At 73.9% G+C, this 25317-nt stretch carries 22 protein-coding genes and 3 tRNA genes; 10 read left to right on the forward strand and 15 right to left on the reverse strand.

Translation table 11 applies throughout. The annotated features are described in order from the left end of the window. Nucleotides 1–819, reverse strand: a complete 819-nt coding sequence (locus ACFZB9_RS26520) for a BTAD domain-containing putative transcriptional regulator (protein WP_391451137.1) — start codon at nt 817–819, stop codon at nt 1–3. Between the two features lie 301 nt (nt 820–1120). Here ACFZB9_RS26520 and ACFZB9_RS26525 point away from each other — a divergent pair, with 301 nt between their 5' ends. The 4 genes from ACFZB9_RS26525 to ACFZB9_RS26540 all read left to right on the forward strand — a co-directional run bounded on the left by ACFZB9_RS26525 (nt 1121) and on the right by ACFZB9_RS26540 (nt 6548). Further along, complete coding sequence (locus tag ACFZB9_RS26525) at nt 1121–1291, forward strand: hypothetical protein (protein ID WP_391451139.1); 171 nt, start codon at nt 1121–1123, stop codon at nt 1289–1291. Further along, nucleotides 1291–3570 carry a TOMM precursor leader peptide-binding protein gene (locus tag ACFZB9_RS26530; protein WP_391451141.1) on the forward strand — a complete coding sequence of 760 codons (2280 nt, stop codon included), beginning with the start codon at nt 1291–1293 and terminating at the stop codon, nt 3568–3570. Before ACFZB9_RS26525 ends, ACFZB9_RS26530 begins: the two co-directional genes overlap by 1 nt. Nucleotides 3571–3660: 90 nt before the next feature. Further along, nucleotides 3661–5166, forward strand: coding sequence for a SagB family peptide dehydrogenase (locus ACFZB9_RS26535; protein WP_391451143.1), 1506 nt, complete (start codon nt 3661–3663; stop codon nt 5164–5166). Between the two features lie 227 nt (nt 5167–5393). Further along, nucleotides 5394–6548 (forward strand): sensor histidine kinase, encoded by a 1155-nt coding sequence (locus ACFZB9_RS26540; RefSeq protein WP_391451145.1) that lies wholly within the window; start codon nt 5394–5396, stop codon nt 6546–6548. Between the two features lie 17 nt (nt 6549–6565). On the opposite strand, the gene ACFZB9_RS26545 is transcribed toward ACFZB9_RS26540, so the two are convergent. Next, a complete protein-coding gene (locus tag ACFZB9_RS26545; RefSeq protein ID WP_391451147.1) occupies nt 6566–7171 on the reverse strand; it encodes a response regulator in 606 nt (201 codons plus the stop codon). A gap of 190 nt (nt 7172–7361) precedes the next feature. After that, a complete protein-coding gene (locus ACFZB9_RS26550; RefSeq protein ID WP_391451149.1) occupies nt 7362–7811 on the reverse strand; it encodes a hypothetical protein in 450 nt (149 codons plus the stop codon). Between the two features lie 145 nt (nt 7812–7956). Between ACFZB9_RS26550 and ACFZB9_RS26555 the strand changes: the two genes are divergently transcribed. After that, the gene (locus ACFZB9_RS26555) at nt 7957–8148 is read left to right on the forward strand and encodes an acyl-CoA carboxylase subunit epsilon (RefSeq protein ID WP_391451151.1); all 192 of its coding nucleotides are present in this window, start codon (nt 7957–7959) and stop codon (nt 8146–8148) included. Nucleotides 8149–8247: 99 nt separating this feature from the next. Here the strand turns inward: ACFZB9_RS26555 and ACFZB9_RS26560 are convergent. Beyond that, nucleotides 8248–8321, reverse strand: a tRNA-Lys gene (locus ACFZB9_RS26560). A gap of 161 nt (nt 8322–8482) precedes the next feature. Between ACFZB9_RS26560 and ACFZB9_RS26565 the strand changes: the two genes are divergently transcribed. Next, nucleotides 8483–10063, forward strand: a complete 1581-nt coding sequence (locus ACFZB9_RS26565) for a Na+/H+ antiporter (RefSeq protein WP_391451153.1) — start codon at nt 8483–8485, stop codon at nt 10061–10063. A 98-nt stretch (nt 10064–10161) separates the two neighbouring features. Further along, nucleotides 10162–11811 carry a glucose-6-phosphate isomerase gene (gene pgi, locus ACFZB9_RS26570; protein WP_391451155.1) on the forward strand — a complete coding sequence of 550 codons (1650 nt, stop codon included), beginning with the start codon at nt 10162–10164 and terminating at the stop codon, nt 11809–11811. Between the two features lie 160 nt (nt 11812–11971). Here the strand turns inward: pgi and ACFZB9_RS26575 are convergent. The 6 genes from ACFZB9_RS26575 to ACFZB9_RS26600 all read right to left on the reverse strand — a co-directional run bounded on the left by ACFZB9_RS26575 (nt 11972) and on the right by ACFZB9_RS26600 (nt 18007). Beyond that, nucleotides 11972–12045 (reverse strand) — tRNA-Lys (locus ACFZB9_RS26575). A 30-nt stretch (nt 12046–12075) separates the two neighbouring features. Next, nucleotides 12076–12702 (reverse strand): bifunctional DNA primase/polymerase, encoded by a 627-nt coding sequence (locus ACFZB9_RS26580; protein ID WP_391451157.1) that lies wholly within the window; start codon nt 12700–12702, stop codon nt 12076–12078. 142 nt (nt 12703–12844) lie between these two features. Then, nucleotides 12845–13192: a hypothetical protein gene (locus ACFZB9_RS26585; RefSeq protein ID WP_391451159.1), complete on the reverse strand. Its 348-nt coding sequence runs from the start codon at nt 13190–13192 to the stop codon at nt 12845–12847. 176 nt (nt 13193–13368) lie between these two features. Then, on the reverse strand, nt 13369–14874 hold the full coding sequence (locus tag ACFZB9_RS26590) for an AAA family ATPase (RefSeq protein WP_391451161.1): 1506 nt from the start codon (nt 14872–14874) through the stop codon (nt 13369–13371). Next, the gene (locus ACFZB9_RS26595; protein WP_391451163.1) at nt 14871–16562 is read right to left on the reverse strand and encodes a hypothetical protein; all 1692 of its coding nucleotides are present in this window, start codon (nt 16560–16562) and stop codon (nt 14871–14873) included. The genes ACFZB9_RS26590 and ACFZB9_RS26595 overlap by 4 nt, the downstream gene beginning before the upstream one ends. Next, on the reverse strand, nt 16559–18007 hold the full coding sequence (locus ACFZB9_RS26600; RefSeq protein WP_391451165.1) for a hypothetical protein: 1449 nt from the start codon (nt 18005–18007) through the stop codon (nt 16559–16561). Before ACFZB9_RS26600 ends, ACFZB9_RS26595 begins: the two co-directional genes overlap by 4 nt. Before the next feature lie 48 nt (nt 18008–18055). Between ACFZB9_RS26600 and ACFZB9_RS26605 the strand changes: the two genes are divergently transcribed. After that, complete coding sequence (locus ACFZB9_RS26605; protein ID WP_391451167.1) at nt 18056–18706, forward strand: histidine phosphatase family protein; 651 nt, start codon at nt 18056–18058, stop codon at nt 18704–18706. Between the two features lie 7 nt (nt 18707–18713). Here ACFZB9_RS26605 and ACFZB9_RS26610 read toward each other — a convergent pair whose 3' ends face one another. Beyond that, complete coding sequence (locus ACFZB9_RS26610; RefSeq protein WP_391451212.1) at nt 18714–20066, reverse strand: tetratricopeptide repeat protein; 1353 nt, start codon at nt 20064–20066, stop codon at nt 18714–18716. 610 nt (nt 20067–20676) lie between these two features. On the opposite strand from ACFZB9_RS26610, the gene ACFZB9_RS26615 reads away from it, so the two are divergent. Then, a complete protein-coding gene (locus tag ACFZB9_RS26615; protein ID WP_391451169.1) occupies nt 20677–21078 on the forward strand; it encodes a hypothetical protein in 402 nt (133 codons plus the stop codon). Nucleotides 21079–21201: 123 nt separating this feature from the next. Beyond that, a complete protein-coding gene (locus ACFZB9_RS26620) occupies nt 21202–22104 on the forward strand; it encodes a spermidine synthase (RefSeq protein ID WP_391451171.1) in 903 nt (300 codons plus the stop codon). Between the two features lie 54 nt (nt 22105–22158). Here the strand turns inward: ACFZB9_RS26620 and ACFZB9_RS26625 are convergent, their stop codons facing one another. From ACFZB9_RS26625 to orn, 4 genes are all read right to left on the reverse strand, one after another. Then, nucleotides 22159–23256, reverse strand: a complete 1098-nt coding sequence (locus tag ACFZB9_RS26625) for a hypothetical protein (protein WP_391451173.1) — start codon at nt 23254–23256, stop codon at nt 22159–22161. 290 nt (nt 23257–23546) lie between these two features. Beyond that, nucleotides 23547–23993, reverse strand: coding sequence for a DUF4442 domain-containing protein (locus ACFZB9_RS26630; protein WP_391451175.1), 447 nt, complete (start codon nt 23991–23993; stop codon nt 23547–23549). 121 nt (nt 23994–24114) lie between these two features. Further along, nucleotides 24115–24190 (reverse strand) — tRNA-His (locus ACFZB9_RS26635). A gap of 160 nt (nt 24191–24350) precedes the next feature. Then, entirely contained in the window at nt 24351–24953 is a 603-nt protein-coding gene (orn, locus tag ACFZB9_RS26640; protein WP_391451177.1) for an oligoribonuclease, read from the reverse strand. Between the last annotated feature and the right edge of the window lie 364 nt (nt 24954–25317).

The raw sequence follows: 25317 nt of genomic DNA on the forward strand, positions 1-25317 counted from the left end.
TCAGGCCGCGAACAGGTCCAGGATCGGCTGCTGCCCGATCACCGGAACGTCCAGCACCGGGTCGGCGGCCAGGATCGCCTGGTGCAGCTTGCGCAGCCGCTGCGAGGGCTCCAGCCCCAACTCCTCGACCAGACGCCCGCGCAGGCTGTGGTAGACCTCCAGCGCGTGCCACTGCCGGCCGGAGCGGTAGAGCGCGGCCATGCACTGCGCGTGCAGCCCCTCGTGCAGCGGGTGGCGCACGATCAGGCTGGTCAGCTCGGCCACCAGGTCGGCGTGCCGGCCCAGCCGCAGGTCCGCCTCGATCCGCCGCTCCAGCACCCGCAGCCGGCTCTCCTCCAGCCGGGCCAGCTCGATCTCCAGCACCGGCCCGACCTTGACGTCCACCAGCGCCGGACCGCGCCAGACCGCCAGCGCCTCGCGGTAGATCAGCGCCGCGCTCTCGTCGTCGCAGGCGTCCGCGGCGTCCCGGCCCAGCTCGGCGAGCCGGTCGTACTCGTGCACGTCCACCCCGCCCGGCTGCACGTGCAGCAGGTAGCCGCCGTGCCGGGTGGCCAGCACGTCCTTGGCGCCGAACACCGGGTCGGGGCCGAGCGCGCTGCCCAGCAGCCGGCGCAGGTGCAGGATGTAGGTCTGCAGGGTGGTCAGGCCGCTGCGCGGGATGTCCGCGTCCCAGAGCTCCTCCATCAGCGTGTGCGCCGGCACCACCTGATTGGCGTGCAGCGCCAGCAGCGCGAGGATCTGCCGCGGCTTGCCCGCGCTGGGCACGATGGACCCGGCGGTCGCCTGTGCGCTGAGCGGGCCCAGTACCTGGATCTCCATGGGTCTCCTCCGTAATGCCGTCACTCCTGACGAGCACTCAACCCGCGTGCCGTGATGGCCCGGTGGCCATACCAGAGTTCCTGATCAAGGGGCTGGGCAGCCAGTGCAGGGCTCCCGACTCGGGTGTGCGTTTCACCCGGTCCGACCTATGAATGTTTCACATCGGGCGCGTGAGCGCGGCACTGGCCGAACGGCCGTGCTGGAAACAGACTCTTCCCCAGCCCGACCGACCGAGGCCGAGCCGGCGCCCACCACCGAAGGCGCCCCCACCGCACGTTCGCCGAGACCCGAGGAGTACGTCATGGGTGCCAGCTCGCCCCTGCCCTGCCACGAGTGCGACGACCTGCTGATCGAGGAGCTCACCCCGGGACTGCAGGCCGTGATGGCCGCCGACCTGTGTGTGTCCACCTTCTGCCGGGCCGACTCGGCCTGGTCCGCCGCCCCGGTCTTCCAGCGGCCCGTGTTCGCCTGATGGCCCGACAGAGCGCGGTCGGCGACCGCTTCCTCGCCTTCAAGCCGCATCTGCAGATCGAGCCGGTCCCCGGCGAGGCCGTCTACGTGCTGGCCGGCCAGCAGGTGACCGCCCTGCACGGCGCCCAGATCGCCCGGCTGGCACCACTGCTGGACGGCACCCGACGGCTGGCCGACCTGCAGCGCGAGGTGGCCGACCAGATCCCGGCCGAGCAGACCGCCGCCCTCACCGCCAAGCTCGCGGCCGCCGGCCTGCTGCACGAACTCGCCGGCGAGCCGCCCCGCGCCGAGCGGGCCGCCGAGCACGCCTACTGGGCGGCGGCAGGCCTGGACGCGAGTGACGCCGGTGAGCGGTTGGCGCAGGGCACCGTACGGGCGGCCGCGGTCGGCCCCGGCGGCACCGGCCCGCTGCACGAGGCACTGGTCGGTGCCGGGCTGCGGGCCGTCGAGCAGGGCCCGGCCGACCTGACGGTGGTGCTCTGCACCGACTACCTGGACCCGGCGCTCGGCGACCTGGACACCGTGCTGCGCGGCGAGGGCCGGGCCTGGCTGCCGGCCCGGGTGACCGGCCCCGACCTGTGGATCGGGCCGTTCTTCACCCCGGACGGCGCGTGCTGGTCCTGCCTGGCCGACCGGCTCTGGCGCGGCCGGCAGGTCGAGGCGCACATCCAGCGCTCGCTGGCCCGCTCGGGGCCGGCCCACCGGCCGGCCAACGTGCTGCCCGCCGGCCGGGCCGCGGCACTGAACCTGGCCGCCCTGGAGGCCGCCAAGTGGCTGGCCGGTCACCGCCACGACGGGCAGCAGGCGATCTGGTCGCTGGACAGCCTGCGGCTGACCGGACGGCACCACCCGGTGCGCCGCCGCCCCGAGTGCCCGGCCTGCGGCGACCCGGGCCTGATCGCCGCCCGGATCCAGGCCCCGGTGGTGCTGCGCTCGCGACCCAAACTGCACCTGGACGCGGGTGGGCACCGGACGCTGACGCCGGACCAGATGCTGGAGCGGTACGGCCACCTGGTGGACCCGGTGACCGGGCTGGTCAAGGAGATCCAGCGCGACCCGCGCGGACCGGAATTCCTCAACTGCTTCCACGCCGGGGCCAACCCGGTCGGCGGCGAGCAGGGCCTGGCCTCGGTGCGCCAGGGCCTGCGCAGCACCTCCTCCGGCAAGGGCACGACCGCGCTGCAGGCCCAGGTCGGCGCACTGGCCGAGGCGCTGGAGCGGTTCTGCGGCTACCGGCAGGGCGGCGAGCCGGTGCGCCGGGCCGGATACCGGGAACTGGGCGAGCAGGCCCTGCACCCGGACACCGTCCAGCTCTACGACCCGCGCCAGTACCAGGGGCGGGAGCGGTGGAACGCCGAGCACGGCGCCTTCCACCAGATCTGCGACCCGTTCGACCCCGAGGACAGGATCGACTGGACGCCGCTGTGGTCGCTGACCGAGCAGCGCCAGCGGCTGCTGCCGACCTCGCTGCTCTACTACAACGCCGCCCAGCCGGCCGGGCGCCGCTACTGCCTGGCCAACTCCAACGGGTGCGCGGCCGGCGGCAGCCTGGAGGAGGCCGTGCTGCAGGGCACCCTCGAGCTGGTCGAGCGGGACGCGATCGCGCTGTGGTGGTACAACCGCACCCGGCAGCCGGCGGTGGACCTGGACGCCTGGCAGGACCCGTGGATCGCCGAACTCCGCGCGGTGCACAAGCGGCTGAACCGCGAGGTGTGGGCGCTGGACCTGACCGCCGACCTGGGCATCCCGGTGATGGTCGCGCTCTCACGGCGCACCGACAAGCCGGCCGAGGACCTGATGCTCGGCTTCGGCGCGCACCTGGATCCGGGTGTGGCACTGCGCCGGGCACTGGCGGAGGTCAACCAGCTGCTGCCGGGCGTGGTCGAGGCCACGGCGGACGGCAGCGGCTACGGCATCGCCGACCCCGACATCCTGCACTGGATGCGCACCGCCACCCTGGCTGACCAGCCCTACCTCGTACCGGACTTGACGAAGCCCGCAGTAAGACCAGGCGATTATGTCAATCCGCCGCGTGGCGACCTGCGCGAGGACCTCGCCGTGGTGGAAGATGCCTTGCGCGCAGCGGGGTTGGAGTTGCTGGTGCTCGACCAGAGCCGACCGGAGGTGGGCCTGCCGGTGGTGAAGGCCGTGGTGCCCGGGCTGCGTTCGCACTGGAACCGCTACGCCCCGGGGAGACTGTTCGACGTGCCGGTACAGCTGGGCCGACTGGCCGCACCGACCCGCTACGAGGACCTCAACCCGATCCCCATGTTCCTCTGAAGAGCCGACCGTGCGGCCGGCCGGTGAACCCGCCGACCGGACGGCCCGCGCCGCTGACAGCCTCCCACCCCTGAGCATCCAGGAACCATCGTGCGTATCGACAGTCTCGCCGCTCCGCAGCTCACCGAACTCTGGTCCCTGCGCACGGACACCCTGATCGAGGGCGACGCCGTGGACGGGACCGCGCTGGACGTCCATACCCGCTGGGGTCTGGTGCACTTCGCCGAACCGAGCCCTGAGCTGCGCGAGGCGCTGCGGCGGATGCAGCTCGGCCCGGTCTCCCTGCGCAACGTGCTGCCCGGCTTCCCGGCCGAGGGGAAGCCCGGGGCGGCGGTGGCCGACCCGCGGGTGCGGGCGTTGCAGCAGGACCTGGACCGGCTGCGCGGCGTGGTCGTGCGTTCGCTCGCCTACGGCGGGATGCCGCTGCTGTCGGTGGTGCCGGTGGCCAAGGACGCCGTCTACGAGCCGATGCCGGTGCCGCCGGGGCGGCGGGCCAGGCTGTCGCGCTTCGCGGTGCTGCGCTACGCCGAGGGCGGGCTGCGGCTGGAGTCGCCGGTCGCCGACCACCGGGTGGAGCTGCACCGTCCCGAGGCGGCCTGGCTGGTGCGGCTGCTGGACGGCTCGGGGCCGCTGCCGCGCTTCTTCGGCGAGCAGGTGGACGCGCTGCCCGCTCCCTTGGTGGCCCAGGCGGTGGGCCACCTGGTGGGGGCCGGGGTGGCGGTGCTGGCCGCCGAGTGCGAGGGCGAGTGCGAGGGCGGGCCGCAGGTGGCGGCCGAGGACGAGGACCCGCACCGGATGGGCTGGTCGCCGGACGACCTGATGACCCACACCGGCAGCCGCCTGGGGCGCCACGACCGGGACTTCGGGACCGCCGGGTCCGGTGCGCCCGCGGCGGGGCCCGGCTCCCCGGCGCCGATCGCGCTGTTCCGCCCGGACCTGACCAGGCTGGCGATGATCGAGCCGGCCTTCACCGAGGTGCTGGAGGCCCGCCGTTCGGTGTGCGACTTCGGCCCGCAGCCGCTGACCCTGCGCCAGATCGGCGAACTGCTCTTCCGGGCCGCCCGGTCGCGGACCCCGCGCGAGTCCTCGCCCGGCGAGGCGCTCGGCCGCCCGCGCGGCGAGCGGCCCCAGCCGGGCACCGGCGCGGTCTACGCCCTGGAGGTCTACCTGGTGGTCGGGGCGCAGGCCGAACTCGCGCCCGGTTGCTACCACTACGACCCGTACGCCCACCGGCTGCAGCCGCTGCAGGGGCCGCCCGACGCGGCCGAGGAAATGCTGACCGCCGCCCGCGCGGCCGCCGACAGCACCGGTGGGCCGCCGCTGCTGATCGTCTTCACCGCCCACTTCCGCCGGGTGATGCACGCCTTCAGCGGACTCGCCTACGCCAGCCTGTTGAAGGAGGTCGGGATCCTGCTGCAGAACTTCTATCTGGTCACCACCGCGATGGGGCTGGGGGGTTGCGCCCTGGCCGCGGGTGACTCGCGCACCGCCGTACGGGCCTTCGGGCTGGAGTGGCCGATCGAGTCCAGCGTCGGCGAGTTCGTGGTGGGGACGCTGCCGGCTCCGCTGCCCGCCGAATCCGGAGTGGGGGGATAACCGGCCGTCTGTCGGCCGATGGCCTTTTTGCCGTGCGACTCCGGCCGAATCGGCCCCATCTCCCGTAAGATCGAGGCGGCTTCGGCGGCGCGAAGGTCAATGGGGGAGTGTTGAAGGCCAGAGCATCACAGATACCTGCTCCTTACCGACGTTTCAGCTTCGAGCGTTTCAACTTCGAGCGTTTCAACGAGGACAGGCAGCGGCAGCTGGTACCGAGAATGGCGATGATGATCACCGCTGCGGTCTTTCTCGGCTACCTCGCGGTCGCGGTGACCTACATCAGAGCCGAGAAGCCCTCGGCGCTGACGCTGGCCGGTGGGATCGGCACCCTGTTCGCCCTGCTGGCCTTCCAACTGGTGCACTCCTTTCCGCGATTCGTCCCCACGTTGACCCGGTACTGGCCGCTCACCCTGGCCGCTCAGGTGTTTCTCACCTATGCGCCCTTCGAGGTCTTCGGGCACGCCTGGATCGGCATTCCCAGCTTTCTCGCAGGAACCCTGCTCCTGCTGCTGCCGGCCCGGTTCGGCTGGCCGGCATTCGCGGGCGTCGTGGTGCTCAGCAACGTGCTGATGACCGACGGCGGGTTCTCCTGGAGCGATTCCTTCTACATCAGCGTGGCCACCTGTACCAACGGGCTGGTGGTGTACGGGTTGTCGCGGCTGACCGACATGGTGGCCGAGGTGCACCGCTCGCGGGCCGAGCTGGCCCGCCTCGCGGTCGCTCAGGAGCGGCTGCGGTTCGCCCGTGACCTGCACGACCTGCTCGGCTACAGCCTCTCGGCGATCACCCTGAAATGCGAACTGGCCTACCGGCTGGTGCCGGCACAGTCCGCCCTGGCCCAGGCTGAGTTGACGGAGATCCTGCAGACGGCGCGGCAGGCGCTGGCCGATGTGCGGGCGGTGGCCCGCGGCTACCGGGACATGTCGCTGGAGGCGGAGGTCGAGGACGCCCGCTCGATGCTCACCACACTCGGCATCCGCACCCGGGTCCGGCTGGACCACGGGCCGCTGCCGCAGAAGGTGGAGACGGTGCTGGCCACCGTGCTGCGCGAGGGGCTGACCAACATGCTGCGGCACAGCAAGGTCGAGCAGTGCCGGATCGAAGCGGTGGGACAGGGCGGGCTGATCCGGTTCTGCCTGGAGAACGACGGCACCGCCCGGGTGCCGGAGCCGCGCGATCGCGAGCAGGGCAACGGTGGCGGCGGCATCGGCAACCTCACCACCAGGGTCGGCGCGCTGGGCGGCACGCTGAGCGCGGGCCATGACACGGACGGCTGGTTCCGGCTGCGGGCCGAGATCGACCTGGCGGCGGTGCCGACGCAGACCGCCGACGATCCGGTGCTGTCCGGCGCGGGTGCGGGCGCGGGGGCCCAGTCCGGCTGACCCCCGGCCCCCGCCCGCTAGAGCCAGCCGGCCTCGCGGGCGATCCGGATGGCGTCCACCCGGTTGCGCGCGTTCAGCTTGCTGACCACGGTGGTCAGGTAGTTGCGCACGGTCCCCGCGGACAGGAAGAGCTTGGCCGCGATCTGCCGGGCCTCCGCCCCCTCGGCGGCCAGCCGCAGCACCTCCAGCTCGCGGCTGGTCAGCGGGGTCGCCTCGGTGTCCAGCGCGGCGAGGGCCAGCACCGGGTCGACCGCCCGGCCGCCGGCCGCCACGGTGCGGATCGCGGCGGCCAGTTGGGCGGGCTCGATGTCCTTCAGCAGGAAGCCGGCCACCTGGGCCGACATCGCGCGGCGCAGGTTGCCGGGCCGGCCCAGGCTGGTGAGGATCAGGGTGCGGCAGTGCGGCGCCGCGGTGTGCAGGGCCGCGGCCGCGCTGATGCCGTCCAGCCCCGGCAGGTCGATGTCCAGCACCGCGACGTCCGGATTGGTGGCCAGCGCCCGGGGGACCACGTCGTCGCCGGACCCCAACTCGGCCACCACACGCAGGTCGTCCTCCAGTTCCAGCAGCGCGACCAGCGCTCTGCGAAGCACGTGCATGTCCTCGGCGATCAAAATGTTGATCACGTTTTCCCCTCATACGACGCACTACGTCACGACGTGGTTACTACGGCGTTGACTCTAAACCCCTCGGCCGCGCGGTTGGAGGGGAAAGTCGAGCACACCAGAGGAGGTTGCGCGTCAGCTCTTCCCGGGCGGCCCACAGCGGCCCCGACGGCCCCGCGGCGGTCCGTGGCGGCTCCCGATGGCCCGCACCTCAGCGCAGCGCCGGCCGCTCGCTGCCGGTCGGCCACACCTCGTGCACCCAGAGCCCGGCCCGGCGGGTCAGCGCCGCGATCTCGGCGGGCTCGCCACCGGGCGTGCCGTCCCAGACCGCGATCAGCTCGTCCACCATGCCGACCAGCGCCCGGCCGAGGTCGTCCCCGAGCCCGCCGGCCGCGACGGGTGCCAGCCGGTGCACGGCGGTGGCCTCGCGGGCGAGTTCGCCGCGCGGCAGCGGCCCGGCACCGGCCGGCAGGATGATCTCCACCTTGCCGCCGTGCTCGCGCACCGCATGGGCGAACCAGGTCTCGGGACCGGGCCGCAGTGCGGTGACGCCGACCAGCTCGTACGGTCCGAACGTGGTCACCAGGCGCCACAGCTCGCCGCGCACCAGCAGTTCGGTCAGGTCGGAGAGCCCCTGGTACCCGGTGATTCCGACGCGCATTCTCGTGCCCTTCGGTCAGGGCCGTGCCGTCGCCCAGGATAGCCCCGGCGGGCGATCGGCGCCCGGCCCGTCAGTGCGGCGGCAGTGCTGCGGTGTTCAGGAAATCTTGATGGTTCTCCGCCCCGCGCGATGTCATGCTCGTCGGATGACCGGGACCATCACGCTGCGGGTGCTGTGCGGCAACCCCACCGCCGAGGAACTCGCCGCCGTCATCGCCGTCCTGCTCGCCCGGCCGGCGGCGCGGCAGCCGGCCGGCCCGGCCCGGCTGCCGCGCCGCCGCAGCGCCTGGCAGGCGGCCGTCGACTACCGGGCACCGGCCGCCTGGGCCTCGGTGTAGGCCGCCTCGCGCAGCCGCGCCGGCCGAGCGGGAAGCATGCCGGAAACGACTGAGGGCTCTCCTTCGCCGAAGCGAAGGAGAGCCCTCAGTACTGACAGGTGCGCCGCCAGGGACTCGAACCCCGGACCCGCTGATTAAGAGTCAGCTGCTCTAACCAACTGAGCTAGCGGCGCCTGCTGACGAAGAGAACATTACCTGGTCAGCAGCCGATTCTCCGAATCGGCCGGTGCCCCCGACGGGCCCTGGGCCGTCGGCCCCCGTCGGCGCGGCGGGGCGGGTCGCCTAGGTTTGTCATATCTACACTCGCCCTGTCCCGATAGGAGAGGATCCGCGCGTGGCACAGCTGTCCCTGCTCTTCCTGGTGCTGCTCGCCTCCGTGGTCACCATGCCGCTGGGCCGCCGCACCGGCGTTCCGCAGCCGGTGCTGATGACGGTGCTCGGCCTGGTGATGGCGCTGGTCCCGCAGATCCCCAACATCGCGGTCGACCCGGACCTGATCCTGCCGCTGGTGCTGCCGCCGCTGATCTTCGCGGTGGCCCGGCGCGCCTCGCTCGCCTACTTCCGGGCCAATCTGCGCTCGATCCTGCTGCTGGCCGTCGCCCTGGTGGTGGTCACCACCACGGTGGTCGCCGCGTCCTTCCACTGGCTGGCGCCCGCGCTGCCGGTGGCGGCCGCGGTGGCACTGGGCGCGCTGGTCTCGCCGCCCGACCCGGTGGCCGCGGTGGCGGTGGCCGGCAGCGTCGGCCTGCCCCGGCGGCTGGTGTCGGTGCTGGAGAGCGAGGGGCTGTTCAACGACGTGACCGCGATCGTGGTCTACTCGCTGGCCGTCGAGGCGGTGGTGGACGGCGACTTCTCGGTGCCGCACGCGCTGCTGCGCTTCGTGCTGTCGGCGGTGGTGGCCGTGGTGGTCGGGGTCGTGATCGGCTGGCTGGCCACCAGGATCGGCGCCCTGCTCGACGACCCCACCCAGCAGGTCGCGCTCAACCTGCTGGTGCCGTTCGCCGCCTACACCCTGGCCGAGGAGATCGAGGGCTCGGGCGTGCTGGCCGTGGTGGTGGTCGGCCTCTACCTGGCCGACCGGGCGGCGGACGCCGACGACGTCTCCTACCGGCTGGTGGGCAGCGCCTTCTGGGACATCGTGGAGACCCTGATCACCGGTGTCGCCTTCGGTCTGATCGGCCTGGAGCTGGCCACCGTGCTCAAGGACGCCGGGGCCGGCTGGCACTCGATGCTCGGCGACGCGGCGGTGGTGATCACCGTGGTGGTGCTGGTCCGGCTGATCTGGCTGCTGCCGGCCGCCTGGCTCTCCAAGCGGCTCAGCCGCGGCGAGGAGGACACCCCGCTCAGCTGGCGCGAGACCGTGGTGCTCTGGTGGTCGGGCATGCGCGGGGTGGCCACCGTGGCGCTCGCCCTGGCCATCCCGTTCACCACGCACGGCGGCCACGACTTCCCCGGGCGCGGGCGGATCGTCTTCACGGCGTTCAGCGTGGTGCTCTTCACCCTGCTGGTGCAGGGGCTCTCGCTGCCCTGGCTGGTGCGGCGGCTCGGCATCGATCCGCACCTGGACCTGCGCGAACAGAAGCAGCGGGAGCTGTGGGGCCGGGCGGCCCACGCGGCGCTGGCGCGGCTGGCCGAGCTGGAGGAGGAGGACCGGCTGCCGATCGAACTCGTGGAGAAGCTCCGGGAACGCCAGCATGACCGGCTGGCGCGGCTCTGCCCGGAGCAGTACGAGGAGGAAGAGGCGAACGAGGCCCGGCAGCGGGTCTCGCGGCTGCGCAAACTGCGCGAGGTGGAGCAGGAGTTGCTGGCCGCCTCGCGCCGCGAGGTGCTGCTCGCCCGCGGCGAGCCGGGCGCGGACCCGGAACTGGTCGACCACGTGCTGCGCGGTCTGGACCTGCGCTCGGAACGGAAATGACGGCACTGTGTCAGGTGCGGGTGGCACGACCAGCCCTGACTGTTCCGTAGGCTGTGTCCGACTGACGACAACCCGGCGCAGAGACCGAGGAGACACCTATGGCCGACGGCCGTACCCCCCTGGACCGTACCCCGCAGTGGGCCGCCCTCGGCAAGCACCGGGAGGAGATCGGTGAGCTGCACCTGCGTGAGCTGTTCGCCGCCGACCCCGAGCGCGGCAGCCGCTACACCCTGCAGGTCGGCGACCTGTACCTGGACTACTCCAAGCACCTGGTGACCGACCGGACCCTGGAGCTGCTGCGCGAGCTGGCCGAGGCGATGGACGTCGCGGGCCTGCGCGACGCGATGTTCCGCGGCGAGAAGATCAACGTCACCGAGGACCGCGCCGTGCTGCACACCGCGCTGCGCGCTCCGCGCGGCGCGGTGGTCGAGGTGGACGGCGTCAACGTGGTGCCCGAGGTGCACGCGGTCCTGGACAAGATGGCCGGCTTCGCCGACCGGGTGCGCGGCGGCGCCTGGACCGGGCACACCGGCAAGCGGATCAAGAACGTCGTCAACATCGGCATCGGCGGCTCCGACCTCGGCCCCGCGATGGCCTACGAGGTGCTGCGCTCCTACACCCAGCGCGACCTCACCGTCCGCTTCGTCTCCAACGTGGACGGCGCCGACCTGCACGAGGCGGTGCGCGACCTGGACGCGGCCGAGACGCTCTTCATCGTCGCCTCCAAGACCTTCACCACGATCGAGACGATCACCAACGCCACCTCGGCCCGGGACTGGCTGCTGGGGCAGCTGGGCGCCGGCCAGGAGGCGGTGGCCAAGCACTTCGTGGCGCTGTCCACCAACGGCCCGGGCGTGGCCGACTTCGGCATCGACGTCGAGAACATGTTCGAGTTCTGGGACTGGGTCGGCGGCCGCTACTCCTACGACTCGGCGATCGGCCTGTCGCTGATGATCGCGATCGGCCCGGAGCGCTTCCAGGAGATGCTGGAGGGCTTCCGCCTGGTCGACGACCACTTCCGCACCGCCCCGGCGGCCGAGAACGTCCCGCTGCTGCTCGGCCTGCTCGGCATCTGGTACGGGCAGTTCTTCGACGCCCAGTCGCACGCGGTGCTGCCCTACTCGCACTACCTCTCCAAGTTCACCGCCTACCTGCAGCAGCTGGACATGGAGTCCAACGGCAAGTCGGTGCAGCGCGACGGCAGCCCGGTCGGCTGGACCACCGGGCCGGTCGTCTGGGGCACCCCCGGCACCAACGGCCAGCACGCCTACTACCAGCTGCTGCACCAGGGCACCAAGGTGATCCCGGCCGACCTGATCGGCTTCGCCAAGCCGGTCGCCGACCTGACCCCCGGCCTGGTCGCCCAGCACGACCTGCTGATGGCCAACTTCTTCGCCCAGGCGCAGGCCTTCGCCTTCGGCAAGACCGCCGAGGAGGTCCGCGCCGAGGGCGTGGCCGAGTTCCAGGTCCCGCACCGCACCTTCCGCGGCAACCACCCGACCACGGTCTTCCTCGCCGAGGAGCTGACCCCCTCGGTGCTCGGCCAGCTGATCGCGCTCTACGAGCACAAGGTCTTCGTGCAGGGCGCGATCTGGAACATCGACTCCTTCGACCAGTGGGGCGTGGAGCTCGGCAAGGTGCTCGCCAAGAAGATCGAGCCGGTGCTGCTGACCGGCGAGGGCGGCGACCACCTGGACAGCTCCAGCGCGACGCTGGTCGCCAAGTACCGCACGCTGCGCGGGCGCTGATCACGGCTCCGGCCTGAGCGAAGGGGGTTCCGGGCAGCCGCCCGGGGCCCCCTTCGGCCATGTGGCAGTGTCGGGACGGCTGGGGACGGCTGGGGACGGGAGAACGGTGCGGGAGAACGCCGAAGGCCCCTCGCTCTCGCGAGGGGCCTTCGACCGTCGGTGCGCCGCCAGGGACTCGAACCCCGGACCCGCTGATTAAGAGTCAGCTGCTCTAACCAACTGAGCTAGCGGCGCCTGCTGACAGAGAAGACTCTAGCAGCGGCCTCAGGCGGAGCCAAAATCGAATACCGCCAGGGGGGCGCCCGGGCCGGCCGGGCCGTCCAGCGGCTCGTCGGCCGGCTCGTCGGCCGGCCCGGTGCCCTGTCCGGCGGCCCCCCGGGCCGCCCGCACGCAGGCCCAGAGCAGCACCCCGGCGCTCGGCAGCCAGGGCTCCCGGGTGTCCGGGGCGACGATCCAGCGCCCCGCCGCCACGCCCGGGGCGGCAGGCGGCTCCGGCGCCCGCCGCACCGGCGGCACGGTGACCGCGTCGCCCCGGCCGTGGCAGAGCAGCGGCGGAACGTCCCGGGCCCACTCCTCCCAGGCGAGCAGTGTGCGCAGCCGGGGCGCGGCACCGGGCTGGACGAAGAGCAGGGTGCGCCCCCGGTGCTCGGCCACCGGTCCACAGCCCGGGCCCGAGGACCACAGTTCGTCCAGCACCCGGCGGCCGAACAGGGCCGGCAGGCTGATCACATCGAAGGCCCGGCCGCAGGGCAGCACGGTCGGTGCCCAGGGGCGGGCCTCCCACAGTGCCCGCAGGCTGCGCGGGTACTGGCTGGCCGAGGCCAGCCAGGCCTCGCCCGCCGAGGTGAGGTGCGCCACGGACCGCTCTGATTGCTCCGTCCAGATATCCACGCGCAGCAGGGTGCGCCGAGTCGCGCCGGGCCCGCAACGAAAGCCGGATTCGCCGGACAGGGCCAGGACGGGCGGCGTACGCTTCCCCGCCGCATATGCCAGCGGCCCGGTGGGGGCCGGTACGCGCGCCCCGGCGCCGCGCTCAGTCCTCGTCGGGTCGACGCGGGCGCAGCAGACCACGGCCGTACTCGACCATCCGGGCCGCGTAGTCCGCCGTCCAGTCCGCCCGGGCCGCCACCTCGGCGGGGGTCAGGGCGTCGAACCGGCGCGGATCGGCGAGCTGGGCGGCCGCGATGGCCTGGAAGTCGGTGGCCCGCTCGGCCGCCGTCCGGAACGCGAGTGCCAACTCGGTCGATCGGCGCAGCAGTTCCGCCGGGTCCTCGATGCTCTCCAACTGGAAGAACCGCTCCGGTTCGGCGACCAGGGCATCGGGCTCGAAGAGCAGCGGAGCCGGCCGCAGGCGGCGCGGCGGGTCTTGGCGATCGGGCATGCGAGGGCACCTTTGATGACGGGGACCGGCAGCATCGCCGGTCGGCGAGTGGCCGTCGTCCGTTCGGCCGTCGTCCATTGTCGCTCGTGCCCCACCCCGGACGGAACGGTGCCAAGACAGGCGCTCCCGCGGATACCGCGCCGGGGGGCGCGTGCCCGGGCCCGCCGGACAGGGCCTTACAGGCGCACCCGGTGCTCGCCCAGGTGCTGGAGCACCTGGTAGTTGGCCTCCCAACCATCGGGGAAGTGCGCCCCGACCCGCTCCAGCAGCGGGATCAGCCGGCCGCCGATCTTCTCCTCCCAGCCGGGCGGGATCCGCACCGCGCTGCCCAGCTGCACCGGCTCGGTGGCCGGATGCTCGTCCAGCAGTTCGGGAATCCCGGCCCTGGCCACCACGATGCAGGCGTGCCGGTGGCGCGAGGCCAGCACGCAGAGCCGGCCGGTCTCCAGATGGAAGGCGGTGGCGTCCGGGCGCCCGGAGAGCGGGTGCAGCACCACCGTCACGTCGTACTCGCGCCCCTGCAGCCGGTTGGCGGTGTCCACGGTCACGGCCGGGCCCACCACCGGGTCCACCGGGACGCCGAGCGCGGTGAGCGCGGCCCGCACGGCGGCCGCCTGGTCGCGGTGCGCGGTGCCGACCGCGATCCGCCCGGGGGTCAACGGCAGCCGCCCCTGCTCCGAGCCGGCCGTGAGACCCCGGTCCAGCAGCCGGCGCACGGTGGCCGCGACCGCCGCCACCGCCTGCGGGTCGGTGCGCACGGTGCGCCGGGCCGGCAGTTCGAGCAGCGCCCAGCCGTGCTCGGCGGCCTCGTCGATCGCCGCGTCCACCGGGCCGCCGTCGGCCCGCTCGCGCGGGATCAGCAGCCGGTCGCCGGGCCCGGTCCCCGAGCGGAACGGCGTGTACGGGTAGAAGGCCTGCGAGATCAGCGGCGCCGCCGAGGCCGGCAGCCGCCAGGAGACCGGCAGCCGGTGCGGCACGATGGCCGGGTTGTGCGCGAGCAGGGTGACCACCGCACTGCTGGAGGGGTCGTAGGACAGCCCCGTCCACTGCTCGGTGCCGACCACGGTGAACGGGTCGAGCTGCCCGGGATCGCCGACGAACAGCGCCCGCTCGAAGAGCCGGGCGACGGCCAGCAGCGCGTCCGAGCGCATCTGGTACGCCTCGTCCACGATCGCGTGCCGCCAGGGCTCGACATCCTTGACCCACTGCCACTTGGCGGCGGTGGATACCACCACGTCCAGCTCCAGCAGGTCGCCCGGCTTGCTGCTCGCCGTCACGTTCGGGTGGCGCAGCGCCTCGGCCGCCGGGCGGGCCTCACCGCTGTGCAGCCGGCCGATGGTCAGCTCGGGGCTCTTGGCGGCCAGCCGGTCGACCAGGTCGTCGACCTGACTGTTCGTCTGGGCCACGATCATCAGCCGCTCGCCGGCCGCGACCAGCTCCCGGGCCGCCTTGACCACGAGCGTCGACTTGCCGGCGCCTGGGGGCGAGTCGACCACCACCCCGCGCGGCGCGCCCGGGGCCGGGTGGACGGTGGCCGCCAGGATCGCCGCGACGGCGGCGTCGGCGGCCGCCGACGGGTCGGCGGTGGCGGTGGCGATGGCCGTGGCAGCCGATAGGCCGCCGGTGGCGGGGTCAGCCGGGTCAGCGGGGCCGGGCGTCAGAAGGCTCACAGTGCTGCTCATGCCCACTCCTCCAGTCCGGAAGTCGAATTCCGGGCGGCCGACGGCGGACCGCCGTGTGTCCACGGAGTGTCGGCCGGCTCGGGCAGCGGGGCGGACTGACGCGGTGTCAACTCGAAGAGGGTGAACACCACCGTCTGCCCGGGCTCGGGCAGGCTGCCCGGCTCGGGCTCCTTGCGGCGCCCCATCCCGGTCAGCACCCGCAGTGTGACCAGGCCCGCCGCCGGGTCGAACGCCACCACCTCGGCCTTCTGCGCGGTGGGCGCCGAGGCGCGGTGCACCTCCCGGCCCGGATCGGCGTGCGGCCGGTCGCCGGTGCGCAGCGTCAGCAGCGGGCGCGGCTTGGGGGAGCGGCCGCTGGTGTCGTACTCCGGTACCACCTCGACCACCACCGCGCTGAACGCCTCACCGGCCAGCCGCCGTTCGGCCATCGCCAGCGGATCGTCCAGCGCCTCCTGCACCTCGACCCGGACCTGCTCGCGCTCGCGCTGGGCGAGCTTGCGGGCCGCCGTCACCGCGTCGTCCACCCGCGGCTGGGGCGGCTCACCGGCTGCGAGACGGTCCCGGTGGCCGGTGTAGGACCAGCGGTCGCCCTCCCAGCGCTCGGCGACGTGCCCGCCCGGCGGCAGCGTGCGCAGCAGGTCGAGCCCGTGCCAGACGTCCTGCCAGGTGGGCAGCAGGACGTCGAGCAGCAGCCGGCGCAGCTCGGCGATGCTGTGCCGCAGGGCGGCCTCGGCCTCGCGGACCGGCGTTCCGTCGCCGGCGAGGTGCTGCCCGGGGGCGCCGTGGTCGGTGGGCTGGGTGGCTTCCGCGGCCCCGATGGCCTGGACGGCCTGGGGCGCCTTGGTACTGCCCTGACGGCTGCGGGCCTGGCGCAGCGCCGCCAGTGCCGCGTCATAGCGGGCGATCGCCGGGGCCAGCAGCTTCTCGTCGAAGCGCGGATCGGTGGCCGGCCCGGCCGGCGGGTGCAGCAGCTGGCCGCGCTCGTCCCTGGCGGTCTCGGCCAGCTCGGCCTGCTCGGCGCCGGTGCGCCCGGGCGGCGGGCTGTGCCAGGCCAGCTGGGCGGCCAACTGCTGGTCCTCCAGCAGGCTCTGGCCGGTGGCCCAGTGCCGGGCCAGCAGCCCGGTCATCGGCAGCAGCAGGCCCGCGCCGGGCACCTGGGCGCGCTCGGTGAGATGGGTCAGCCAGCGCCCCAGCAGCGGCACCCGGGCCGGCGCGGGGTAGGGGCCCGGGTCCGGCTCCTCGGCCGTGCGACGGAACCGGGTGGCCCGCCCGAGCAGCGCCAGGTGCCGCACCGAGCCGGCGTTGGGCACGATCAGCTGCGGTGCGTCGGCGCACAGCTCGCGGGTGACCGGGGTCTTCTCGCCGGTGGCCGGGTCCTTCTCGGAGCCCTCGATCAGCTCGACCGCCTCGGCGAAGGACTCCAGATAGGGCAGCAACTCGTCGGCCAGCGCGGCCAGGAACTCCGCGCGGCCGTCCCGGTTGAGCGGCTGCGGCACGAAGTGCAACCGGGGCTCGGCGCGGTCGGTGCCGAGCAGCACGGCCAGTGGCGCGCCGTCCTCCGCCGCGGTGGCCAGGGGGATCAGCACCATCGGACGGTCCGAGAGGTACCGGTGCCGCACGGTGGCCAGCGGCTCGGCGTGCCCGCTGCGGATCGCCTCCAGCCGGGCGAGCGTGGTCAGCAGGCTCACCCGGACACCGCCGCCGGCTCGGCATCGGCGGCTGGCGCGGTGGCGGCGCCGGTGACCAGGGGCGGCCCGCCCAGCGCCTCGGCGCGCAGCGCGGCGGCGTACCGCAGCCGCTCGGCCGCCTCGTCGCCGTTTCCGTCGCCGTTTCTGTCGCCGTTTCCGGGGTGCCGGGTCTCTGCCCGCGCCCCCGGGCAGGCCACCGCCAGGACGCCGTCCACGGTGCGCAGGTCGCCCAGATCGGCCCGCACCCCGCGCCCCAGCTGCTCGACCGCGCCGGCTGCCCGCGCCTGCGCCCGGCAGTGGAACCCCAACTCGCAGGCCGACAGGCACTCCGGACCGTAGACGGCGGGCACGGTGTCCACCGCCGTCGCCAACTCGGCCACCGGCCTGGTGGGCCGGCCCGCGTCGTCCGGCGCGAGATCGAAGCTGATCCCGGGCGGCAGCGTGTCCAGCAACTCCTCGATCCGGGTCATCCGGGCCAGCTGGCGCCGGGTGGTGGCCAGTTCGCGCCGGACGTCGATCGCGGCGGCCACCGGCGTCTGCCCGAAGTCCTTGGGGCAGACCAGCAGGACCACGGGCTCCGGGCCGCCGGGCAGCGCGGCGGCCGGCGGCTCGGGGAAGGCCGGCCCGTGCCCGTCGTACCCGGCCGCCTCCAGCAGCGCCAGCACGTAGACCGCGGCCTGCCGGGTGGCCGCACCGACCTTCGCGGGGTCGGCCGAACCGTCCAGCACCGGGAAGGACTTGATCTCGACCACGGTGCACCGCCCGCCGTGCACCAGCACCGCGTCCGGCTCCAGGTAGGCCGGCGCGCCGGCCACGGTGAGCCGCAGCAGCGGGTGGTCGAGCAGCGTCCAGCAGTCCGGGTCGGCCAGCGAGGCGGCGACCGCCTCGGCCAGCGCCTCGGTGGTGCGCGCCGCCCGCACCGCCGGACCGGAGCGCGGCAGCAGGTCCGGGATGGTCAGCCGGCTGCCGTCGTCGGCGGGCAGACCGAGGTGCTGGCGCAGCGGGGTGAGCAGCGCCGCGCAGCCGTCGGCCTTCAGCCGGGCCTCGAAGACGGTGCCGCGGGCGATCGCGAAGGGCGAGCGGCCGAACGGCGCGGGACGGCCGAGCCGACCCGCCACGGCGCCCTTGTCCACCCCGGCGGCGTCCAGCAGGGCCCGGCGGCGGCAGCCGGGGTTGGCCGCCAGCGCGGCCAGGGCCCGGGCGTCCAGCCCGCGCTGCTCGGCGGCGCCGCGCAGGGCCGCCAGACGCGGGCCGTGTGCGTGCGGGCCGTGCGCGTGCGGACCGTGAGCGTGCGGACCGTGATCGGGGAGCGAGACGTTCATGGTGCTCGCCAGTCTCGCACCCGGTACCGACAACCCGGGCAGCACCCCGCCGGACCTCGCGCAGTGCCCGGTGACCACCGCGGCAGGGGTGTACCGGTCGGTAACCAGTGGGTAGGGAATCATGGCCAGTGCACCTACCGCTACGCCGCACCTAGTCCTCAGGAGTCCGCGATGCCCGCTCGACTGATCCTTGTCCGCCATGGTGAGACCGCCTGGTCGGCGAGCGGCCAGCACACCGGTCGGACCGACATCCCGTTGACCGAGGAGGGCCGGCAGATGGCCCGCGCCGTCGGTGCCCGGCTGCGCCGCGCGCCCTGGTCGGGGCTGCCGGAGGCCGATGTCTACACCAGCCCGCTCTCCCGCGCCCGGGAGACCTGCGAGCTGGCCGGCTTCGGCGACCGCGCGGTGGACCGGCCCGAGCTGCTCGAATGGGACTACGGCGCCTACGAGGGCCGCACCGGTGTCGACATCCGCGAGCACGACCACCCCGGCTGGCTGATCTGGCGCGACGGCGTGCCGCAGGGCGAGAAGCTGGCCGAGGTCGGCGCCCGGGCCGACGCCTTCCTCGCCCGGATCGAGGAGGACCACGGCGCCCCGCACCCCGAGACCACCACGATGCACGCCGCCGACCGCGATGTGCTGGTCTTCGCCCACGGCCACCTGCTGCGGATCCTGGCCGCCCGCTGGCTGGGCCAGGCACCGGAGTTCGGCCAGCGGCTCAAGCTCGGCACGGCGGCGCTCTCGGTGCTCTCCTGGGAGTACGGCCTGCCCGCCATCGAGATCTGGAACGACCACAGCCACCTGGACACGCTGACCGCCTGAGCCGCTGTCAGGCCGCCGCGCGGTCGAAGCCGGTCAGGAACGCCCCGACCTCGCGCACTCCCCGGAAGGGGCGCAGCCGCTCGGCCGTGTCCGCGAGCATGCCGCGGATCCGCGCCGAGCGGACGTCGCCGAGCAGCGCGACCGCCGCGCTGCCGTGCTCGGCGGCGCCGGCCAGATCGCCGCGGCCGAGCCGGTCGTGGGCCAACTCGGCGGTGTACAGGGCCCGGTTGCGCACGAAGTGCGGCTCCTGCAGCGCTATGGCCAGCCCGGCCCGCTCGCTGGCCAGGTCCCACTCGCCCAGCGCCGACCAGCACTGCGCCTCCAGGCCGGCGATCTCGGCCTCCCCGTAGAAGGACATCCACTCCGGGTCGGACTCGCTCTCGCCGCGCTCGAAGAGCGTGTACGCCCGGGACAGCGCCCGCTCGCAGGCCCCCCGGTCGCGCAGCAGCGCCCAGCCGCCCGCCTCGCGCATCACCAGCAGCGAGAGCAGCCGGTCGGAGTCCAGATGACGGGCGGCGCTCTGGCCGGCCTGGGCGGCCCGCAGCGCCTCGCGCGGGCGCCCGGCGTCCCTGGCCAGGAAGGCACTGTTGCAGAAGACATGGGCCTCCAGCGCCGAGTCGTTCGCCATCCGGGCGGTGGCCAGCGCCTCGGCGTAGAACGAGCGCGCGTCGGCCAGCCGCCGCGAGTCGTGTGCCAACCAGCCCACCGAGATGGCCAGTTCGCCGGCCGTGGACTGCAACCGCCGTTCGGTGTCGAGGCTGTACTCGCCTTCGTTGAGCAGCACGTACGCCTGTCGCAGCGACTGCCCGGCCTGCTCGAACAGGGTGTCGCCGCCGCGTGCGTCGTCGGCCAACCGGATCTCCCGGACGGCGTCTTCGACGATCTGGACGTCGGCTCCGCCGACTCTGCGCGGCGCTGGCAGGGGCTGCAGTGGGGGCAGGCCGGGCAGCGGCAGCGCGGCGGGCAGGGCGGCCGCGCGGGCCGGCGCGTCGAGGCCGAGCACGGCGGCCAGGGCGGTCGGGCCGCCACTCAGGAACGTACGGCGACGCACGTCGTCGTTCTCCTCGTCGGGATGGTGCGGGGAGAGCCGCGGGGCGGCCGGCTGGGCCGGCACGACCCCGGCGGGCGGGCGGCCGCGGACGGCCGTCCTGGGGGAGAAGCCGAGGTCCTGCAACGAACGGTCCGGCCAGATATGGCGGAACACCCGCTCGTACGCGTAGTTGGGACAGCGGATCGCGCCGGCCTCGACCCGGCCGATGTGCCGGGCGTCGCAGGAGACGTGCTCGCCGATCTCCCGTGCGGCGCGGCGGATCACGGTGGCGAACTCGGCGGGGGAGAGGTCGCCGCGCAGCTCGCGCATAGCAGTGTTGGGCCTGGGCGTGGGAGTGGTCGCGGTGGTGGTCGCGGTGGTGCTCGCGACGGTGGTCGCGGTGGTGCTCGCGACGGTGGCCACAGTGGTGGTCACCGTTGTGCTCACCGCGGGGGTCACACATGCGGGCGCGGCGGTTGTGGGGGCCATGATGCGCTCCGGGGCGAGACGGTGCTAGCCGTCAACGGGCGGGCGGCTGCGCCTCGATGGACCGAAGCGGCCCGGTGAGGCACAGATCGACAGTACCGGCTGTCATCAGGTGATCACGATGGGTTTCCGGGAAAATAGCCACTATTCAGTGGCAAATCCGACATATCTCAAGGGTTCTGCCATGAAATGCCATGGCTTGCTGTAGGAAGCCCCGTGGCTAATCCGGGCTCGGTTCCGTTGTGTTGATATCGGGCGGCCGCTGGGGTCGGCTCCCCGATGCACCACCCATCCATCGTTCAGCTTCAGTAGCCATTCATACCATCAGTTCACTTCTCTCACTGACAGCCCCTCAGTCTGTCCTGTACGAGGGGAAGTTCGACGGCGGCCGGTCGAACGTGGGGGAAAGCGGACGTGAGCGGCGCGAGGAGCGAACCGAACCAGGAGGGCCCACATGATGGTCACCGGGATGCCGCAGTTCCGTACGTTCCTCACCGGGGAGGTGTCACGCCGCCGCGCGGGCGGGAAGCGCTGTGACACGGTCATCGTGCCGCTGCGGCTCGGCCTGGAGACGCTCGACATCCTCAGGCTGCGCCGGGCCTGCGGTTCGGTCGCCCAGGGGGCGGGCGGCGCCAGCGTCAGTTTCCTGGTGCCGGCCAGTACCGCCGAGCTCTGGCATCTGCCCGGTACCTGCTGTCTGCCGGGCGCCATGCCGCTGGCCGCCACCGACCCGCGGTGGCTGGTGCCGCCCGCCGGCGCCGAGGCCGCCGTAGCGCCCACCGACCCCTGGGTGCTGCGCTCGGCACTCTGCGAGGCCGCCCGCACCCTCACCGCGAGCGGCCTCGGTCCGTTCTGAGCCGGGCACTCCCCGCGAGCGCCTCCCTGCTGTCACCCGCACGCCCGTTCCACATCTGCAGTCCTCCCACCTGCGCCCCTCCCACCTGCGCGTTCGCCCGGCGGCCGGGAGATACTTCGCTCCATGGGACGAGAGCAACGAGCCCCCCGCAAGCGTTCGACCACCCCCGAGGAGCCCGCCACCACCGGCCCTCGCTCGCACCGCACCGAGTTCGGCCTGGCCGAGCTCATCCCCGACCGTGACCACCCGCAGGCCTGGTCACTGCTGCTGGACGGCGCCCCGCAGTCGCACGTCGACCTGGGCGACCCGACCCGGCTCGCCTTCGAGTACCAGCGCCGACTCGGCCACCTCGTCGACCTCGCCGCCGCGCCCGGCAAGCCGATCCGGGTCCTGCACCTGGGCGGTGGCGCGCTGACCCTGGCCCGCTACACCGCCGCCACCCGCCCGCGCTCGCGGCAGCAGGTCGCGGAACTGGACACCGCGCTCACCGAGTGGATCCGGGCCGAACTCCCCACCCCGCCCGGCTGGCAGATCAAGGTCCGCGGCGGCGACGCCCGGGCCGTGCTGGAGCGCGCGCCCGAAGCCGGCGCCGACCTGGTGATCGCCGACGTCTTCGCCGGCGCCCGGGTACCCGCGCACTGCACCACGGTGGAGTTCGTCACCCTCGCCGCCCGCGCGCTCGCGCCCGGCGGCCGCTACGCCGTGAACATCGCCGACGGTGGCGCACTGGCCTTCGCCCGTTGCCAGGTCGCCACCCTGCTCGCGGTCTTCCCCGAGGTGGCGCTGATCGCCGACCCCGCGGTGCTGCGTGGCAAGCGGTTCGGCAACCTGATCCTGGTCGCCTCCCACGCCCCGCTGCCGATCACGGAGTTGAGCCGCCGCACGGCCACCGACGCCGGCCTCGCCCGGCTGGAGCACGGTCGCGAACTCGCTGCCTTCACCGGCGGCGCCCCGGTGGCCACGGACGCGTCGGCGGCCCCGTCGCCCGCACCGCCGCCGGACACCTTCAAGCACGTGGGGCGCTGACTCGGCGGTGTCGGTGCACGCGGTGTCGGTGCACGCGTGTCAGTGCACGCGGTGTCAGTGGCCGCGTGGCAGTCCGCGGTGCTTGTACATCGCGGCCCCCGTCAGCAGCAGGCCGGCCGCGATCGGGATCAGCACCGCGTCCTGTGATCCGGTCGCCGCGAGTGGCTCGGCGGAGGTGGTGCCGCCCTGGGCCGCGGTCCGGCTCGGCGCATTCGAACCGGACCGGCCTGCTGCCGTGGCCCCGGCTCCGGTGCCCCCGGCGATCGCGTTCGGCCCGCTGACGGAGGCCGAACGCCCGCCGTCCCGTGAGGCGGTGAGCTCCACCGTGTGGGCGGAGGCCGCGAGCCCGGACAGCCCGTCAACCGTTGGAGCCCCCGCGCGGACGCCCGCGGAGCCGACGCCCGGGGCCCCCGCCGCGGTGCTCCAGCCGCCCGCCGGGCCGCCCTCGCCCTGGGGCGTCGCCCCGGTCGCCGACAGTCCGCCGCGCGGCAGCGGCAGACGGGGGAGTGTGCCGCCCCGCCCGTTCGCTCCGCCCCATTCGTTCCCGCCGGCCGACGGGGCGCCCGGCCCGCCCCCGGTGCCCGAGCGCGCGTCCTGCGGGGAGCGGCCCTGTGGTGGCACGGACGGCAGCAGGACGGCCGCGATCGCGAAGGCGTCGGGCACCGCCGTCGATGCCTGCCCGGGCAGCGGCAGGTCGCCGGCCCGGATCCGGCTGTGCAGTAACTGACTGACGCCCCCGGTCCCGTTGGTCGCGCCGGTGGCCGTTCCGGTCGCGGTGCCGGCGGCCTCGCCGAGCCCGGTCGAGCCGAGGACGCCCGAGCCGTTCGGCTCCGCCGTCTGCGCCGTGCCGGGGGCCCGGATCGGTGTCGACCCGTCGGTGAGCCCGGCCGGCGGGGCTCCCGAGCCGCCGCCCGGTGCGGGGCCCGGTCCCGGGTCGTTCGGCGCCAGCCCGGGCGTGATGCGCCGCCCCGACGCCGATGCGGTGCCGCGCACCTGCGCACTGGTCGTCTCGACCGCCCGGATCGGTTCGACGGCCCGGATCGGCTCGACCGCCGGGCCGACTGCTGCGGCGTGCCCGGCGCCGAGACCCAGCGCCAGCCCCCAGACCTGCGCGAGCACCGCACCGGCGGCCGCCAGGGCGCGGGCGGGCAAGCGCCGTCCGCTCCGTCCCCCGCGCTGTGCGGGCAGGACCGCCGCCGACCGTGGGGCGGGCGATGGCTCGGGCGCGGGGAACGGATGATTGGCTCGCACGTGAGGGGAGAACGAGCCCGACCGGCGGAAGGTCACGCGGAAGGCTGACCCCGGCGCGGCCGAACGCGCCAGCGGCGGCGATTTCCAGCCGATCTGACGCCAAGTCAGCGCCAGGGGGCGCGCGGCGCCGCGAGCGACCGGTCAGGGGTGCCCGCGGCGCGGCCCAGCGGCGCCCGAATGCCCGGTGTGGCTCAGGAGTTGGGCCGCAGCGTCCAGAGCACGCTCATCTCACCGGTCACCGCGCCGTCCGCGCGGGTGATCTCCACCGTGACCGGGAACTCCGGGCGCAGGCCCGCGTCCAGCTCCGCGATGATCTCCGCGATCGGGCGCCCCAGCGTCGCGGTCGCGGTCACCTCGCCCTTCGCCAGCTTCTTGTAGGCGATCTGCGCGCTGACCGCGAGCGGCACCGCCCGCGAGAGCTGGTCGCCGAAGGCCGCCAGCACGATGCACCCGCTGGCGGACTCGCCCAGCGTGAACATCGCGCCGGCGTGCGGGCCGCCCACGTGGTTGTGGAAGTCCGGCTGGTCCGGCAGCCGCAGCACGGCCCGCTCGGGGGTCGTCTCCAGGTACTCCAGGTTCAGCGTCCGGGCCATCGGGACGGTGGAGGCAAGCAGCTGGCCGATCGTGGGTGTCGTCATGGGCGCTATGTTACTTGTCGGTAGCCTGCGATGGCAGGGGGTCCTGGCGCCGATCCGGGGGATGGTCACCGGAAAACGACTGAGGGCCTGATCTCCGACTGGAGATCAGGCCCTCAGTTACTGGGGTGAGTGACGGGACTCGAACCCGCGGCCACCTGGACCACAACCAGGTGCTCTACCAACTGAGCTACACCCACCATCTGTCCGGCGCGTTCCCGCGCTGACAGGAAGAACTCTACAGGATCCGAGAGGGTGCTCGCGCCAGGGTTTCCCGGCCTCACCAGGTGGGCGGCGGTGGCCCGATGCCAGAGGTGACCTGGGCCACAGCGCCGGAGTCGCGGTGGGTGGTGCCGGGGCTCAGTCCGACGACACCTGGTGCTTCGCCGCGATCTCGCGAGCCGCGTCGCCGTCCGGGCCGGGCTGCGGGACGAACACCGTCTCGCGGTAGTACCGCAGTTCGGCGATGCTCTCCCGGATGTCCGCCAGCGCCCGGTGACTGCCGCCCTTCGGCGGGCTGTTGTAGTACGCCTTCGGGTACCAGCGGCGGGCCAGCTCCTTGATCGAGGAGACATCCACGATCCGGTAGTGCAGGTGGCCCTCCAGGGCCGGCATGTCCCGGGAGAGGAACCCGCGGTCGGTGGCCACGGAGTTGCCGCACAGCGGGGTCCGCCCGGCCTCCGGGGCGTGCCGGCGGACGTAGTCGAGCACCAGCTGCTCGGCCTCGGCCAGCGTCACCCCGTCGTCGAGCTCGTCGAGCAGGCCGGAGGCGGTGTGCATCTCGCGTACCACCTCCGGCATGGTCGCGAGCGCCTCCTGCGGCGGGCGGATCACGACGTCCACGCCCTCGCCGAGGATGTTGAGCTCGGAGTCGGTGACCAGCGCGGCCACCTCGATCAGCGCATCGCGATCGAGGTCCAGGCCGGTCATTTCACAGTCGATCCATACCAAACGGTCGTTCACATGACTCACCCTACGGTGCGAGTCCACCGCGTGGGCAGCGCCGTGGCCGCCGTCCTGCCCGGCGCCGCGCCCGCCTGGTCGGCCGGCAGGGCTTCGGCGGACGCGGCACCGGGGGCCTCAGCGGGGCAGCGGACCGGGACCACGGACCGGGACCACGGACCGGTTCGCCGGCCGGGCACCGTGCGGTTCCTCGCCCCTGACGGTTCCTGGCGGTTCCGCGGTTCCGTGGCGGATCCTCGGTCGGCCCGTCGGGTGGGGTTGCCCGGGCAGCCGTGTGCCGCGGCCCGTCGTCAGCCGGACGACGGGCCGCGGCACACGGCCACTTCGCCCTGCGGCCGACCGGGGTCCCTGCGGCGAATCCTGC

This window comes from Kitasatospora sp. NPDC008050 (assembly GCF_042957465.1).
In the GTDB taxonomy this organism is placed as follows: Bacteria; Actinomycetota; Actinomycetes; order Streptomycetales; family Streptomycetaceae; genus Kitasatospora.